Below are 14,168 nucleotides of genomic sequence, written 5' to 3'. Positions count from 1 at the left end.
ATTCCTCTGTGGGGTGAAAAATGAGCAATCTGGATGATATGTTGAGCGTGATGACGCCGGAAATTTACCAGCGTCTGGCGACGGCGGTAGAGCTGGGTAAGTGGCCCGACGGCGTGGCGTTAACCCAGGAGCAGAAGGACAACAGCCTGCAACTGGTGATGCTGTGGCAGGCGCGCCACAATACCGAGGCGCAGCATATGACCATCGACACCAGCGGCCAGATGGTGATGAAGAGCAAGCAGCAGCTGAAAGCGGATTTCGGCATTGAGCCTGCTCCGTTTGTCACCATGAAGCTGCAATAAGCAAAAAGGGAGGCACCGGCCTCCCTTCTTTTTCCAGGTTAAAAGTTACTTCGCGTGCTTAATGCCCAGCGATTCGGCGAGTTGCTTCGCCAGCTGGTTGTTATCATCCGCGCCGTACTCCCAGAACATCGCCCCGCCAAGACCTTTCTCTTTGATGTACTCGGCTTTGATTTTCACCGAGCGCGGATTTTCATAAGAAATCGCAAACAGCGGTTTGCCTTCAGCAGACTTCAGCGTCAGGTATGGCACCTTCGCGTCGTCGTCCCACTCTTCGGTAAAGCGCTTCTGCGGATCGTTCAGTATCTTCTTCACCAGATCGTTGTATTTAACGTAGGTGTCTTTCGTCAGATCCACGCCCAGGGCGGTTTTGAACAACTCAAGCTCCCGCTCGCCAAAATAAGGCTGGGTCACCGGGTTTTTCTGTGCATCCGGTTTTGACCAGTCAATACCCGGTTCGACGGCACGCTTAGGCACGCGGCCATAGAAGCCAATGCCGAGGTTCATTTGCTGCGGCTTCAGCCCGGCTGCCAGATAGTTATTAACCACGAAGTCCGCACTGTACTTATCAGCCTCGGCAACGGTTGGCCACTTTTTCGAGTCGTAAAGGTTGGAGTTGAAATACTGCGTGCCGTACGCCATGTCGTAGGTCATCAGGTTGATGTAGTCCAGCAGGGGGGCGATAGCTTTCACATCCACCCAGCTTTTTGGGCTTTCGGCATTTGCGCCAACGGCAATAGTTACCAGCTTTTTATCGCCCACCGCATGGCGCAGCTCTTTGAGCAGGGCGGTGAAGTTGTCCCTGTCTGCATCCAGCTTATCGACCAGCCCCCAGGCACCGTTCACCGGGAACTCCCAGTCGAGGTCGATACCGTCCAGGCCGTAGCGGTCCATCACTTCCTGAACAGAGCGGATAAACACCGCGCGGTTTTCCGCAGAGGCGGCTGCTCCGGAGAAGCCGCGAGCGCCCCAGCCGCCAACGGAAAGCAGGACTTTCAGCTGCGGATTCTGCTTACGCAACACCGGGAGTTTTTCCAGGTCGGCAATGACTTTAGGCGAGAGATAAATCTGGTGCAGTTTTGACGCGTCTTTTTGCGCTTCGTTCGTTTCGCCTTTCTCGTCGTTATAAATCAGGCCAAAGGAGTAGTTAAGGTGGGTAATCTGGCGTACGTCGAGCTTATTGATATCGCCGCCAGGCCCGGCGGTTACGTCGCCGCCGCCGTTAAAGTAACCCACGGAAAGCAATGATTCAGCTTGCGCAACGCCGCTAAAGGCTAACGACACCGCGGCCACAATGGGCAACAGTTTACGTGTGAATGGCATAATGATTCCTCTTTGACGGGTACAACATAAAGCTTCCCGGCCACGCAGAGCACTGACGAAAACGGCGGAAAGCGAAATCAGCTAAACTGCTGAATAAATTCATTGATTGTGATTATGAGAGCGCTCCCAGGATAGGGCGAGCAAAAAAAGCTTAGATTGTGAGCGGAATCGCTACAAGAATGCGGGGCGGTGGATCGCCCCTGGAATTATTGGCGGGTGGATTACTGGCAGGTAAAGTCTGCGAGGGTCATTAACGTTGCGCCGGCAACCGCCATATCCTGGAACGCGAACAGGCTGTCCTGCGGCTGTATATTCACGCCACGGCAGCCGTCGGTAATGACCGTGACCTCGTAGCCCAACTCCAGCGCATCCAGCACGGTAAACTTCACGCAGTAGTCTGTTGCCAGACCGAGGACAATAAGCTCCGCGATGCCGTGCTCACGCAGCCATTCGTCCAGCCCGGTTTTCTGCCGATGGCCGTTATCGAAGAAGGCGCTGTAGCTGTCAATCGCCGGGTTTTCACCTTTATGCACGATTTTGTCGATAGCTGAAGCGTTCAGCAGCGGATGCAGCCGGGCGCCTTCGCTGTTTTGTACGCAGTGATCGGGCCACCAGGTTTGTGCCAGCCCGTCCAGCTTGCCCTGGCCGTAAGGCTCCACATTTTGAACGCTGGCAAAACTGCCGTGGTTTGCCGGGTGCCAGTCCTGGGTTGCAACAACGCTTTCGCCGCGCGCCTTAGCCAGCTCGATTAACTGGTTCGCGATGTCGATAGTGCTGTCGCCCTCGGGGACGGCAAGCGAGCCTCCGGCGCAAAAATCATTCTGTAAATCAACCAACAATAAAGCGCGCTGCTTCATGGCAACTCCTTATTCGTCCGGCGTTAACTCGCCGCGCAGGTTCAGAGGCATGGCCTCGCGGATTGCCTGTGCGCCCAGCCCCTGGCTCAGCAAATAGTGCAGCTTGGTCAGGGTGGCTTCAACCGTCATGTCTGAACCGCCAATAACGCCTGCCTGCGCCAGCGCGTTGCCGGTGGCATAGCCGCCCATATTGACTTTGCCGGACATGCACTGCGTGAGGTTAACCACCACGATACCGCGCGCGCTGGCCTCCTGTAACTCTTTAATAAACGCCCCCTGCTGCGGAGCGTTGCCCACGCCGTATGAACGCAGGATCAGCGCTTTTACCGGCTGGCGCAGGAAATTGCCCACTACATCGGCGGAAATTCCCGGGTAGATGGTGACCACGCCAATGGGCTGAGGGGTTATCGGGTGAACAATCAGCTCGCCTTCACCGCCCGGCGCAGGCGGCGTATTCAACTTGCGGATGTGGATCCCGGCTTCCAGCAGCGGGGCAAGGTTAGGTGAAGCAAATGCGTCGAAGCCATCGGCATGCGCTTTGGTGGTACGGTTTCCGCGGTAAAGACGGTTGTTGAAGAACAGCGTCACTTCGTTGATCGGGTAGTTCGCCGCCACATAGAGTGAGTTCAGCAGGTTGATCTGCCCGTCGGAGCGCAGCTCGGCCAGCGGAATTTGCGACCCGGTAACGATAATCGGCTTGCTGAGGTTTTCCAGCATGAAGGAGAGCGCCGAGGCGGTGAACGCCATGGTGTCCGTGCCGTGCAGGATAACGAAGCCGTCGTATTCGTCGTAATGGGCTTTGATATCGTCGGCAATGTGCTGCCAGTCTTCGGGCGTCATGTCCGAAGAGTCCATCAGCGGGTTGTATTCGTGAATGGTGAAGTCAGGCATTTCCGGGCGATGGAATTCGGGCATCATCGCCAGCTGGCGCTGCAGGTGGCCGGAAACGGGGATATAGCCGTGTTCAGAACGCTGCATACCGATAGTACCGCCGGTATAGGCAACGTAGATGGATTTCTTTTGCATGGGGTAGCTCAACGCTTTCGATATTTGCGGCAGAGTATAGAGAGGATGGCGGAAAAAAAAAGCCCGGTTTAACCGGGCCGGGGATTCTTATAAAGTTCATTGTCCTAAATAAATCCGAACATCGGTCTAATAAAAACAATGAATTGTGTACTCTGGTTTACCCCAAACGGGCGAAAACCACGCTTTTCGGCTGTTTGTCATCAAGTAAAGCCCGGTGTAACCGGGCTTTGTGATTCATAAGCTTAAGTTAACGCACATCGCCACAGGTAAGGCAGAAGGCGTAACGGTTTTGCGGGTCGTTCATGGTGCCGAACTTATCGTTCTGGGCTTTAATCGCCAGCGCGGCATCGGCCAGCGGAGCAGGCAGGTAAGCCTGAATCGCCTGCGGCAGCGCCGCGCGAACTGAACCGGTCATGGCGTTAAACACCATATCGGTAAAGGTTGCGTCATCCTGCCAGAAGGCGAGGTGCCAGGTCTTCAGTTTCGCCAGCTCCGCAGCTTTGGCAACCGCATCGTCAAAGTCACCCAGGCTGTCCACCAGACCGTTGGCTTTGGCGTCTTCCCCGGTCCAGACGTGGCCCTGGGCAATCTGGTCGATTTGCTCCGGGGTCTTGCCGCGTGAAGCCGCCACCAGGCCGATAAAGCGCTTATAGCCGTTTTCAATACTCAACTGCATCATCTGCTGAACTTCAGGTGGCAGTTTTTTGGTAACCGCCACGTCGGCCAGCGGCGAAGTTGAAACGCCGTCGGTATGCACGCCAATGGAGTCCAGCGTGTTTTCTACGGTGTTAATCACGCCGAAGATGCCGATGGAACCGGTCAGGGTGGTTGGGTTGGCGATGATGTAGTTCGCAGGCGTGGAGATCCAGTAGCCGCCGGAGGCCGCCATGCCGCCCATCGAAACGACAATCGGTTTACCGGCATCGCGCGCGGCAACCAGCTCTTCACGGATGGTTTCAGAAGCGGTGACGCTGCCGCCAGGGCTGTTAACCCGGAAGACAATCGCTTTTACTTTCGGGTCAAGACGCGCCTCGCGAATTTGCATCGCCGTGGTGTCGCCGCCGACCTGGCCCGGCGTTTCTTCCCCGTCCATGATTGCGCCGTTGGCAAAGATAACCGCAATGGCCTCACCTTGCTCAACCGGTTTCTTCACGTTGTAGTCGTAGATGCTGGTGTAGCTAAAGTCTTTGTTGGCCTTGCTCCAGCCGAACTGCTTGACCAGCGCCTTATCAACTACCGCGCTGCTCGCCAGCTCGTCTACCAGTTTGTTATCCAGCGCGTATTTTGCCGTGTCGCCGCCCAGCTTTTGCAGGCTGTCCAGCAGCGCCTGAGCGCCAGGGAACACCTGCTGAGCGGTTATCTGGCGGTTAGCCGCTACGGTATTCAGGTAGTTTTGCCACAGTTCGCCAATCCAGCGGCCGTCCGCATCGCGGGCAGCAGGGGACATATCGTCGCGAAGGTACGGCTCAACTGCGGATTTATAGGTGCCGACGCGGAATACGTGCGTGGAAACCTTCAGCTTGTCGAGCAGCGTTTTGTAATACAGCGCGTTGGTGGCAAAGCCGTGCAGGTCAACCGTGCCTTGCGGTGAGAGCCAGATCTTATTGGCGAAACTTGCCAGGTAATATTGGCTCTGGTTGTAGCTGTCGCCCATCGCATATACCGGCTTGCCGCCGTCGCGGAATTCGCGCAGCGCTTTACCGATGTACTGCATGGAAGGCTGATCGGCCCCGGCAAAATCTTTCAGATCAAGCACGATCCCGGTGATATTGCGGTCATCTTTTGCCTGGCGGATCGCATCGACGATGTCGAACAGCGAGTTTTCCTGTAGCCGGTCTGAACTGGCACCCACCAGCTGGCGGCCAATGACGCCCAGCTTGTTGCTGACCGAAGGCTTATCGACCACGACGCCGGTGATGTCCAGGAGCAGCGCGCCGCGGGAAGGCTCCGTCGGCGTGCTTTTTACCTGCATCCAGACGCCGACTCCAACCAGAATCAGCAGGATGAGGAACAAGTTGAGAATAAATTCCCGAATAAAGTTAAGCAGACGCCAGGTCCACTTAAAAAAGCCGCTAATAAATCGCCCAATGGTGCGCATGTATTCTCCATAACCTTCAATAGGGGGATTGACCCGCACGCCGCAATCACTCTGGCTAACGCGGCGAAAGTAAAGGCTATCCTAAAGAGAGGGCGGGGAAATGTCAGCAGGAAATCGGGGTTGCGCTGTAACAAAAACTACGGCTGTGTTAATTTTGTGAATGAAAATCATTTAACAGACTGGTGACAAGCTTTGCACTTTGCCAGCCATTTCATGCAACTAAGGGGCTTTTAAATGGATGCACTTGAACTCTTGATTAACCGCCGCAGCGCGTCCCGCCTGGCAGAACCTGCCCCTGCCGGAGAAGTGCTGGAGAATATCCTGCGGGCCGGTATGCGCGCCCCGGACCACGGCACGCTGCAACCGTGGCGGTTTATCGTGATTGAAGGCGAGGGGCGCGAGCGCTTCAGCCAGCTCTTAGAGAAAGCGGCGATTGCCGAAGGCATGGATGAGAAGGGCGTAGAGAAAGCGCGTACCTCTCCGTTCCGCGCGCCGCAAATTATCGCCGTGGTCGCCCACTGCGATGCTAATCATAAAGTGCCGGTCTGGGAGCAGGTGGTTTCTGCGGGCTGTGCGGTAATGGCGATGCAGATGGCGGCGGTAGCTCAGGGCTTTAACGGCATCTGGCGGAGCGGCATCTGGACCGAAAACGACACGATCCGCGAGGCTTTTGGCGGCCGCGAGCAGGACAAAGTGGTCGGCTTCCTTTACCTCGGCACCCCGCAGCTAAAAGCGTCTACTACCATTAGCGTGCCGGATACTTCCGCCTTCGTTTCCCGCTTCTGAACCTCATCATTTGTTAACCCTGCCGGGCCGTTTCCGACGCCAGGCAGGTGACTCTCTTACTGTTTCTGGTGCTTAGCGAACTCGTCTTTGGCTTTCTGCAATTGCTGCTGGAAGGCCGGGTTAGTGTGCAGGGTTGCCACAACCGCAGAGCCGACCACGCGCGCGGCGTCGATGTCGCTCTGCCAGTGGTAGCCGCAAATTACGCGGCTCTGGCCGAGTTCGAACCCACGCTTGAGGATGTCGTTCTGGCGCTGCGGGTTAACTTCCGCCAGCACCAGCGCGGTGGCCCAGCCGATGGACGTGTGGCCTGAAGGGTAGGAGCCGTTTTTCGACAGCTTATCCTGCTCTTTGGTGTTGCAGGTCGGCACGCCGTAGAAGGCGAACGGACGAATGCGCATGTACTTCTCTTTGGCTCCGCGCGTCGCCAGGTCACCGGCATCTTCAATCATATTGGTCAGCAGCTTGTGCAGTTCAGGCGAATCTTTCTCGGTAATCGGTGAGCCAAAAGCGCCGGAGAAGGCGTTAGCCACGCCGCCGCCGCTGAGGTTGGCGTCTTCTTCCGCCAGCTTACCGCGCTCGGTGGAACGCAGCAGTCGGCCTTTCTCGTACATCGCCTGGTCATTTAAAAAGGCGATGCTGCCGATTTCCGGCGGCGGAGGTAACAGCGCCAGGCTGTCGATGGCCTGGGCGTTTGTCAGGTAATAGAGGTCAGGTTTGGTTGTGGCGTCGTTCCCGGCAAGGGCAAAGGCGGCTGAGGAAAATAAACCGGCAATACAAAAAGCAATTACGCGTTTTTTCATTCTTATTCCTTACTTGCGTTAACAGTCCAGAGAAGTGCCTCCCGGTTGTAACATTTCCGTCATAATTAAGTAAAAGCGGGCGTCGCCAAAATGTGGCGCAGGTTCACAAAACCGCTGGTTTGCCTGCATAGTGAGCAACGGGACGCGAATTAAGATAGACAGACTTACTCCCGGGGCGTTTGAGCGCTACCATATCAGGTACAGAATTTGGCAAAGAAAGGAGATGTTCATGAAGCAAACCGTTCGTTTGACCCAGTACAGCCACGGCGCAGGATGCGGCTGCAAAATTTCCCCTAAAGTTTTAGAAACAATTTTGCACAGCGAGCAGGCGAAGTTTGCCGATCCTAATCTGCTGGTGGGTAATGAAACCCGTGACGACGCGGCGGTTTACGACCTGGGCAACGGTACCGGCATCATCAGCACTACCGACTTCTTCATGCCGATTGTTGACGATCCTTTCGACTTTGGCCGCATCGCGGCGACCAACGCCATCAGCGATATTTACGCGATGGGCGGTAAGCCTATCATGGCGATTGCTATCCTCGGCTGGCCGATCAATACCCTGGCGCCGGAAATTGCCCGCGAGGTCATTGAGGGCGGGCGCTTTGTCTGCCAGCAGGCCGGGATTTCACTGGCGGGCGGCCACTCAATCGACGCGCCTGAACCTATTTTTGGCCTGGCGGTCACCGGCGTGGTGCCGACCGAACGAGTAAAGAAAAACAGCTCCGCCGAAGCAGGCTGCAAATTGTTCCTCACCAAACCGCTCGGTATTGGCGTGCTGACCACAGCCGAGAAAAAATCATTATTGCTGCCTGAGCATCAGGGACTGGCGGCGGAAACCATGTGCCAGTTGAACAAGGTCGGCACCGAGTTTGCCGATATTGCGGGCGTCACCGCGATGACCGATGTCACCGGGTTTGGCCTGCTTGGCCACCTGAGCGAGATGTGTCAGGGCGCGGGCGTCCAGGCGGATGTCTGGTTCGAGTGCGTGCCTAAACTGCCGGGCGTTGAAAGCTACATCGAACAGGGCTGCGTGCCCGGCGGCACTTCGCGTAATTTTGCAAGCTACGGCCAGCTGGTTGGCGACATGCCGGAAGCGTGGCGCAACCTGCTGTGCGACCCGCAAACCTCCGGCGGCCTGCTGCTGGCGGTGCGCCCTGACGCTGAGGCCGATGTTTTCGCCGTCGCGGAGCGTAACGGAATCAAACTCAGCCCTATCGGGGAGCTTAAAGATGCCCGCGCAGGCCGCCCAATGATTGAGATCCGTTAATTTCATGCGGCTGTTTATTGCGGAAAAACCGAGCCTGGCGCGTGCCATTGCAGACGTGCTGCCTAAGCCGCATCGTCGCGGCGATGGGTTTATCGAATGCGGCAACGGCCAGGTGGTGACCTGGTGCATCGGCCACCTGCTGGAGCAGGCGCAGCCGGACGCATACGACGGGCGCTACGCCCGCTGGAACCTGGCAGACTTACCCATCGTGCCTGAAAAATGGCAGCTTCAGCCGCGCCCCTCGGTGACAAAACAGCTTAATGCCATAAAAAAGCTGCTGGCTCAGGCAACCGAAGTGGTTCACGCGGGTGACCCGGACAGGGAAGGGCAACTGCTGGTGGACGAGGTGCTGGACTATTTACAACTGTCCCCGGAAAAGCGCCAGCAGGTGCAGCGCTGCCTGATTAACGACCTTAACCCGTCGGCGGTGGAGCGGGCGATTTCCCGCCTGCGTGCCAACAGCGAATTCATTCCTCTCTGCGTCTCGGCGCTTGCCCGAGCCAGAGCCGACTGGCTGTATGGCATCAATATGACCCGGGCTTATACCATTCTTGGCCGCAATGCGGGCTACCAGGGCGTGCTCTCCGTTGGCCGGGTGCAAACGCCGGTGCTCGGGCTGGTGGTGCGCCGCGACGAAGAGATTGAGAACTTCGTCGCCAAAGATTATTTCGAAGTGAAGGCCCATATCGTCACTCCTGCGGACGAGCGCTTTGTCGCCACCTGGCAGCCGAGCGAATCGTGCGAGCCGCATCAGGATGAAGAGGGCCGCCTGCTTAACCGCAAGCTGGCGGAGCATGTTGTGGCGCGGATTAACGGCCATCCGGCGCTGGTTACCGCCTATAACGATAAACGGGAATCAGAAATTGCGCCGCTGCCGTTCTCGCTCTCCAGCCTGCAAATTGAGGCGGCGAAGCGGTTTGGCCTCAGCGCGCAAAACGTGCTCGATATCTGCCAGAAGCTCTACGAAACCCACAAATTAATTACCTATCCGCGTTCCGACAGCCGCTATCTGCCCGAAGAGCATTTCGCCGGCCGCCACGCGGTATTAAACGCCATCAGCGTGCATCAGCCCGATTTGCTGCCGCAGCCTGCGGTAGATGCAGACCTGCGCAATCGCTGCTGGGACGACAAAAAAGTCGATGCCCACCACGCCATTATTCCGACCGCGCGCAGCAGTTCAATCTCGCTAAATGAAAATGAAGCTAAAGTTTACGGTCTGATCGCCCGTCAATACTTAATGCAGTTCTGCCCCGACGCGGTGTTCCGCAAATGCACCATCGACCTGGATATCGCCGGGGGCAAGTTTATTGCCAAAGCGCGTTTCCTGGCGGAAGCGGGCTGGCGTGCGCTGCTGGGTAACAAAGAGCGCGATGAGGAAAACGACGGTACGCCGCTGCCGGTGGTGGCAAAGGGCGACGAATTGCTGTGCGAGCACGGCGAAGTGGTCGAGCGGCAAACTCAGCCGCCCCGGCACTTTACCGACGCCACGCTGCTCTCGGCGATGACCGGGATCGCGCGGTTCGTGCAGGACAAAGATCTTAAAAAGATCCTGCGAGCGACGGACGGCCTGGGTACAGAAGCGACCCGAGCCGGGATAATCGAACTGTTGTTTAAGCGCGCTTTCCTGGTGAAAAAAGGGCGCTATATTCATTCTACGGAGCCAGGCAGAGCGCTTATCCATTCGCTGCCTGAATTAGCCGCAAGGCCGGATATGACGGCGCACTGGGAGTCAACGCTGACGCAAATCAGCGAGAAGCAGTGCCGCTATCAGGACTTTATGCAGCCGCTGGTGCAGACGTTGTACGAGCTTATCCACCAGGCGCGTACCACGCCGGTGCGCCATGCTTTTAAGGGCATCAAAGCCCCGGATGATGGAAAAAAATCGAAACGTTGGGCCAAAAAAGAAGGAAATGATGATGCCAGTAAAAAGCCTGCTCGCCGCCGCCGTGGCGCTAATGATGAGTCTGCCGGTGATGGCGGTTCAGCACCGTCAGCCTGACGTTGACGTGGTGGTACCCCCGGAAGTGTTTACCAGCAGCAACCAGCAGCAGGCCGCGCCCTGCAACCAGTGCTGTATTTACGAAAACAAAAGCTATACCGAAGGGGCGGTGGTGAAAACCGAAGGTATTCTGCTCCAGTGCCAGCGCGATGAAAAAGTGCTGGGGACTAATCCGCTGGTCTGGCGACGCGTGAAGCCATAAACGCTTTCAGCAGGGGAATATCCGCCGGGGCGAGGGCATAGTTCAGCGCCTCCGGCGGCTCGCACCAGACCAGGGCGCTGTGGCAGTGGGCGGTTAACTCGCCCTGAAAAGCCGCTACATGCCAGGCGTGCAGATGAATTACCCTGCCCGAAATCTCGCGCCGGTGGCTGGCAACATAATCGCCAATGTTTGCCGCAATGCCCAGCTCCTCCAGCAGTTCACGCGCCAGCGCCTCAGGCTGGGTTTCATCCGCTTCCACTTTGCCGCCCGGAAACTCCCAAAGTCCCGGCTGATCGCCATCTTCAGGGCGGCGAGCCAGCAGAATTTTTCCCTCGCGCTCGATAATAGCCGCGACAACATCAAGGTTTTTTAGCATCAGTGTCCATTCTCCGTGGGGCTGGCGTGGCATAATACCCGCCATCAAGGGTTATCTGAAGAGCTGAAGGATGATGGAAAGCAAACGCGCGGCCTGGATTGCGCCTCTGAAAGTTTTGCCAAAAATCCTGCGCCCGATTGTGGCTATGCAGGAAAAACATTTTGGCGCACCGCTGAACCCAACCCGCTGGTGGGGAAGGCTGCCGTATTTATTCTGGCTGGTGGCGCTGTTTGTTGGTTTTCTTGAGCGGCGGCGTGCAAAACTCGACCCTGTCACCCGTTCACTGGTGATGACCCGGGTGTCACAGCAGTGCAGTTGCGAATTCTGTATTGATGCCAATAGCCTGAGACTTGCCGAGCGTAGCGGCTCGCTGGACAAAGTGCTGGCGGTGGCGAACTGGCGGGAAGAAACTTGCTTTAGCGAACAGGAGCGCGCCGCGCTGGCCTATGCTGAAGCGGTAACGGCCACGCCTCCGGCAGTAGGAGACGAGCTGAAAGAGACGCTCAAAAAGCATTTCAACGAGCAGGCGCTCACCGAGCTAACCGCGCTGATTGCCTTCCAGAATCTCTCTGCCCGCTTCAATGCCGCGCTGGATATTCCCTCTCAGGGTTTATGCCCAACGAACGGGAAAAAATAGATGTTCGACAGCTACCTGCATCCCCGAATCAAGCCTGCATTAAATCGTATGGCGGGCGTTCTCGATAAGCCTGCGATTACGCCAGATGCCGTTACGCTGGCGGGTTTCGTTATCGGCCTGCTGGCGTTGCCGTTTCTGGCGCTGCACTGGTACGGCGCGGCGCTGGCCGCGATTCTGGTTAACCGCCTGTTTGATGGCCTGGACGGCGCGCTCGCGAGGCGAAGAGGGCTGACCGACGCGGGGGGCTTCCTGGACATCGCGCTGGATTTTCTGTTTTACGCCCTGGTACCGTTTGGTTTTATCCTCGCAGATCCGGCGCAAAATGCGCTGGCGGGTGCATGGCTGCTGTTTGCGTTCATTGGCACCGGCAGCAGCTTCCTCGCCTTTGCCGCGCTGGCGCAAAAACACAACATCGCCAACCCCGGTTACGCCCATAAATCATTTTACTATCTTGGCGGGCTGACCGAAGGCAGCGAAACCATTCTGCTGTTTGTGCTGAGCTGCCTGTTCCCCGGCTGGTTTACCCTACTGGCGTGGGTATTTGGCGCGTTATGCTGGCTGACGACGCTGAACCGCATCTGGAGTGGCTATCGGACGTTGAAGCGGATGGGAGGCCCCTCTTTATAAGGGGATCCACAGAGATGCCCTTGTCCCCTCAGCTCAGCAGACCATTACAGAAGGGGGAGCTGCCATTTATGCCAACCCGGAGGTAATTCCGTTCACGCAATATCCCGCTGCTTATGTAGCTCCCGGACTCGTGAACGTCTCAGGGGAGTCACCGTCACTCCCCCGAGACCCCGGACTCCCGGCGAGATAAATCGCCGCAAGCGGTAAACCTCCATTTTATCTCCCAGCCCCGGGTCGGCTGCGATGCGTTCCCGACGCTCACAGCCTCCGCCCGCTCCCGGCGTCCGGACCCTGGTCAGTCGGAGAGAAAACGGAGGCGATTTAAGCCGGAACAACGGCCACGCTTTTGTCTCTCAGCCACATTCAAACCCCACGTCGCGTTAAAACTAAAAGCCACGATCTTGTTCCCGGCGCCGGGGGCTGTCAGGGGGAATGGCGTATTTCCCCCTGACACGTTCACCGTTCGCGGCAGTGACAGAGATAATCTGCTGTGCGGGTGAACGGAACAACTGCGGGCTGACAGATTTCCCTCTGATAGAGGGTAGAGTGAAGGTTACTCTGGCTTACGTTCCCCGCTAACAACCGGGTTTTTAGGATCGGCGCTCCATTCATACCAGCCGCCGTCGTACAGGCTGACGTTCTTCCAGCCCATTGCCCGGGCATACATCAGCGTTTCCGAGGCGCGCCAGCCGGTGCCGCAGTAGAAGGAAACCTGTTGCTCCGGCGTGATATTCCACTCTTTCCACATCGCCGCTATGTCGCTCCCGGTGCGCATTGTGCCGTCCGGGTTGTGGAAATCTTCCATATGCGTGGAGTCCGAACCCGCGTGGCCCCAGCGTGCGCCGGCGATTTCACCTTTTGGTTTGATGTAGCTGTAGCCGCTGGTGGTGCCGATAAACTCAGGCCAGGAACGAATGCTGACCAGCGAGGCATCTTTGCGGTGTAGCAGGGCTCGGGCCTGCTCCATGTCCAGCACCAGCTGCGGCTGGCCGGGGATGGCGGCCCCGAAATCAGGTGCCGGTTCGACCTTCTCAGGCAGCCCGCGTTCAACCGGTAAATCAGCCGCGCTCCAGGTCGTCCAGCCGCCGTCCAGCAGGCGAACATCTTTCACCCCGGCGTAAAGCATGATCACCGCTACGCGCGCCGCGGCGTAGACATCGCGCCCGTACAAAATCACCGTTGTGTCGTGGCGGATGCCGTGTTTTGCCAGCATCTCTTTGAGTTTCTGGTCAGAAACTTTGTTCCACAGCGGCTCGCTTTCCACCTCTTCGGTATTGATATAGTCCGCGCCCGGAATATGGCTGAGCAGGTATTTCTTCGGCTTGCCCCAGCCCGCTTCTATAACCTTCCAGTCGCCAGCAGGAGCGGCAGTAACCGGCTTTTTATTCTGTAAATCATGGAGCCACCGGGGGTAAACCAGCTGTTCAAAATGTGCCAATTTTTGCAGGCGGGAAGGCTCTTTCAGGCCATCTGCGAGCATCGCAACGTGGCTGAAGCCCAGTTTTTCGAGGCGGTTTTTTACCGCCTGAGCGTTATCGCCGTAAAGTGCAATGAGGCTGGTTTTATCCAGCTGATGCTGTTTCACCCACTGCCCGAGCTGCTCATCGTTCATCAGCGTAAGCCAGCTGGCTGAAAGATTGAGCGCGGCCGGTTCATGCCCGCCCGTGTCGTTAAGCGACTGAGGCCAGCCGTTGTAAAACGCGCTCGGGCGCGTATCGATAACGGTGCCGCTTTCAGCTTTTACGCTGGCGAAGTTAAGACTGGAAGGCATAGCGGCGGCGAAGGAACATTGTGACAGCCCGGCAAGCAGCAGGGCGGTGGTTAACTGAGAAACACGTTTCATCTAATAACCTGAAGGATAGCAAAAG

Annotated in this window: 14 protein-coding genes; 7 read left to right on the top strand and 7 right to left on the bottom strand. The window is 57.2% G+C overall.

Annotated features, from left to right (window positions below):
• Window positions 1-20: 20 nt before the first annotated feature.
• Window positions 21-302: a YeaC family protein gene (locus FOC35_RS22160; RefSeq protein ID WP_016535962.1), complete on the top strand. Its 282-nt coding sequence runs from the start codon at window positions 21-23 to the stop codon at window positions 300-302.
• A gap of 45 nt (window positions 303-347) precedes the next feature.
• On the opposite strand, the gene FOC35_RS22155 is transcribed toward FOC35_RS22160, so the two are convergent.
• The 4 genes from FOC35_RS22155 to sppA all read right to left on the bottom strand — a co-directional run bounded on the left by FOC35_RS22155 (window position 348) and on the right by sppA (window position 5,603).
• A complete protein-coding gene (locus FOC35_RS22155) occupies window positions 348-1,622 on the bottom strand; it encodes a glycoside hydrolase family 18 protein (RefSeq protein WP_172570239.1) in 1,275 nt (424 codons plus the stop codon).
• Window positions 1,623-1,843: 221 nt separating this feature from the next.
• Entirely contained in the window at window positions 1,844-2,479 is a 636-nt protein-coding gene (gene pncA / locus FOC35_RS22150) for a bifunctional nicotinamidase/pyrazinamidase (RefSeq protein ID WP_172570238.1), read from the bottom strand.
• A 9-nt stretch (window positions 2,480-2,488) separates the two neighbouring features.
• The gene (gene ansA, locus FOC35_RS22145) at window positions 2,489-3,505 is read right to left on the bottom strand and encodes an asparaginase (protein ID WP_172570237.1); all 1,017 of its coding nucleotides are present in this window, start codon (window positions 3,503-3,505) and stop codon (window positions 2,489-2,491) included.
• A gap of 247 nt (window positions 3,506-3,752) precedes the next feature.
• Window positions 3,753-5,603 carry a signal peptide peptidase SppA gene (sppA, locus tag FOC35_RS22140; RefSeq protein WP_016535966.1) on the bottom strand — a complete coding sequence of 617 codons (1,851 nt, stop codon included), beginning with the start codon at window positions 5,601-5,603 and terminating at the stop codon, window positions 3,753-3,755.
• Between the two features lie 234 nt (window positions 5,604-5,837).
• On the opposite strand from sppA, the gene FOC35_RS22135 reads away from it, so the two are divergent.
• On the top strand, window positions 5,838-6,389 hold the full coding sequence (locus FOC35_RS22135; protein WP_172570236.1) for an NAD(P)H nitroreductase: 552 nt from the start codon (window positions 5,838-5,840) through the stop codon (window positions 6,387-6,389).
• Between the two features lie 56 nt (window positions 6,390-6,445).
• On the opposite strand, the gene phoC is transcribed toward FOC35_RS22135, so the two are convergent.
• Complete coding sequence (gene phoC, locus FOC35_RS22130; RefSeq protein ID WP_016535968.1) at window positions 6,446-7,189, bottom strand: acid phosphatase PhoC; 744 nt, start codon at window positions 7,187-7,189, stop codon at window positions 6,446-6,448.
• Between the two features lie 229 nt (window positions 7,190-7,418).
• Between phoC and selD the strand changes: the two genes are divergently transcribed.
• The 3 genes from selD to FOC35_RS22115 are packed head-to-tail and all read left to right on the top strand — an operon-like array spanning window position 7,419 to window position 10,660.
• Window positions 7,419-8,459, top strand: a complete 1,041-nt coding sequence (selD, locus tag FOC35_RS22125) for a selenide, water dikinase SelD (protein WP_172570235.1) — start codon at window positions 7,419-7,421, stop codon at window positions 8,457-8,459.
• 4 nt (window positions 8,460-8,463) lie between these two features.
• The gene (locus FOC35_RS22120) at window positions 8,464-10,458 is read left to right on the top strand and encodes a DNA topoisomerase III (protein ID WP_016535970.1); all 1,995 of its coding nucleotides are present in this window, start codon (window positions 8,464-8,466) and stop codon (window positions 10,456-10,458) included.
• Window positions 10,415-10,660 (top strand): YnjH family protein, encoded by a 246-nt coding sequence (locus FOC35_RS22115; RefSeq protein ID WP_371810773.1) that lies wholly within the window; start codon window positions 10,415-10,417, stop codon window positions 10,658-10,660. The genes FOC35_RS22120 and FOC35_RS22115 overlap by 44 nt, the downstream gene beginning before the upstream one ends.
• On the opposite strand, the gene FOC35_RS22110 is transcribed toward FOC35_RS22115, so the two are convergent.
• A complete protein-coding gene (locus FOC35_RS22110; RefSeq protein ID WP_172570234.1) occupies window positions 10,626-11,036 on the bottom strand; it encodes a pyrimidine (deoxy)nucleoside triphosphate diphosphatase in 411 nt (136 codons plus the stop codon). The two genes, FOC35_RS22115 and FOC35_RS22110, sit on opposite strands and share 35 nt — an antisense overlap.
• A 70-nt stretch (window positions 11,037-11,106) precedes the next feature.
• On the opposite strand from FOC35_RS22110, the gene FOC35_RS22105 reads away from it, so the two are divergent.
• Window positions 11,107-11,673, top strand: coding sequence for a carboxymuconolactone decarboxylase family protein (locus tag FOC35_RS22105; RefSeq protein ID WP_172570233.1), 567 nt, complete (start codon window positions 11,107-11,109; stop codon window positions 11,671-11,673).
• Window positions 11,674-12,300, top strand: a complete 627-nt coding sequence (locus tag FOC35_RS22100; RefSeq protein ID WP_172570232.1) for a CDP-alcohol phosphatidyltransferase family protein — start codon at window positions 11,674-11,676, stop codon at window positions 12,298-12,300.
• A gap of 553 nt (window positions 12,301-12,853) precedes the next feature.
• On the opposite strand, the gene FOC35_RS22095 is transcribed toward FOC35_RS22100, so the two are convergent.
• Window positions 12,854-14,143 carry a rhodanese-like domain-containing protein gene (locus FOC35_RS22095; protein WP_172570231.1) on the bottom strand — a complete coding sequence of 430 codons (1,290 nt, stop codon included), beginning with the start codon at window positions 14,141-14,143 and terminating at the stop codon, window positions 12,854-12,856.
• Window positions 14,144-14,168: the final 25 nt, after the last annotated feature.

The sequence above is a fragment of the Cedecea sp. FDAARGOS_727 genome, assembly GCF_012273235.1.
In the GTDB taxonomy this organism is placed as follows: Bacteria; Pseudomonadota; Gammaproteobacteria; order Enterobacterales; family Enterobacteriaceae; genus Cedecea; species Cedecea davisae.
The sequence above is the reverse complement of the archived record's forward strand: the minus strand, read 5'-3'. Positions and strand labels throughout refer to the sequence as shown.

Excerpts from the sequence above, each read along its gene's own strand:
- FOC35_RS22105 (WP_172570233.1), top strand. The coding sequence starts at position 11,107 with ATGATGGAAAGCAAACGCGCGGCCTGGATTGCGCCTCTGAAAGTTTTG.
- FOC35_RS22120 (WP_016535970.1), top strand. The coding sequence starts at position 8,464 with ATGCGGCTGTTTATTGCGGAAAAACCGAGCCTGGCGCGTGCCATTGCA.
- FOC35_RS22155 (WP_172570239.1), bottom strand. The coding sequence starts at position 1,622 with ATGCCATTCACACGTAAACTGTTGCCCATTGTGGCCGCGGTGTCGTTA.
- FOC35_RS22160 (WP_016535962.1), top strand. The coding sequence starts at position 21 with ATGAGCAATCTGGATGATATGTTGAGCGTGATGACGCCGGAAATTTAC.
- FOC35_RS22095 (WP_172570231.1), bottom strand. The coding sequence starts at position 14,143 with ATGAAACGTGTTTCTCAGTTAACCACCGCCCTGCTGCTTGCCGGGCTG.
- pncA (WP_172570238.1), bottom strand. The coding sequence starts at position 2,479 with ATGAAGCAGCGCGCTTTATTGTTGGTTGATTTACAGAATGATTTTTGC.
- ansA (WP_172570237.1), bottom strand. The coding sequence starts at position 3,505 with ATGCAAAAGAAATCCATCTACGTTGCCTATACCGGCGGTACTATCGGT.
- FOC35_RS22135 (WP_172570236.1), top strand. The coding sequence starts at position 5,838 with ATGGATGCACTTGAACTCTTGATTAACCGCCGCAGCGCGTCCCGCCTG.
- FOC35_RS22100 (WP_172570232.1), top strand. The coding sequence starts at position 11,674 with ATGTTCGACAGCTACCTGCATCCCCGAATCAAGCCTGCATTAAATCGT.
- selD (WP_172570235.1), top strand. The coding sequence starts at position 7,419 with ATGAAGCAAACCGTTCGTTTGACCCAGTACAGCCACGGCGCAGGATGC.
- sppA (WP_016535966.1), bottom strand. The coding sequence starts at position 5,603 with ATGCGCACCATTGGGCGATTTATTAGCGGCTTTTTTAAGTGGACCTGG.
- phoC (WP_016535968.1), bottom strand. The coding sequence starts at position 7,189 with ATGAAAAAACGCGTAATTGCTTTTTGTATTGCCGGTTTATTTTCCTCA.
- FOC35_RS22115 (WP_371810773.1), top strand. The coding sequence starts at position 10,415 with ATGATGAGTCTGCCGGTGATGGCGGTTCAGCACCGTCAGCCTGACGTT.
- FOC35_RS22110 (WP_172570234.1), bottom strand. The coding sequence starts at position 11,036 with ATGCTAAAAAACCTTGATGTTGTCGCGGCTATTATCGAGCGCGAGGGA.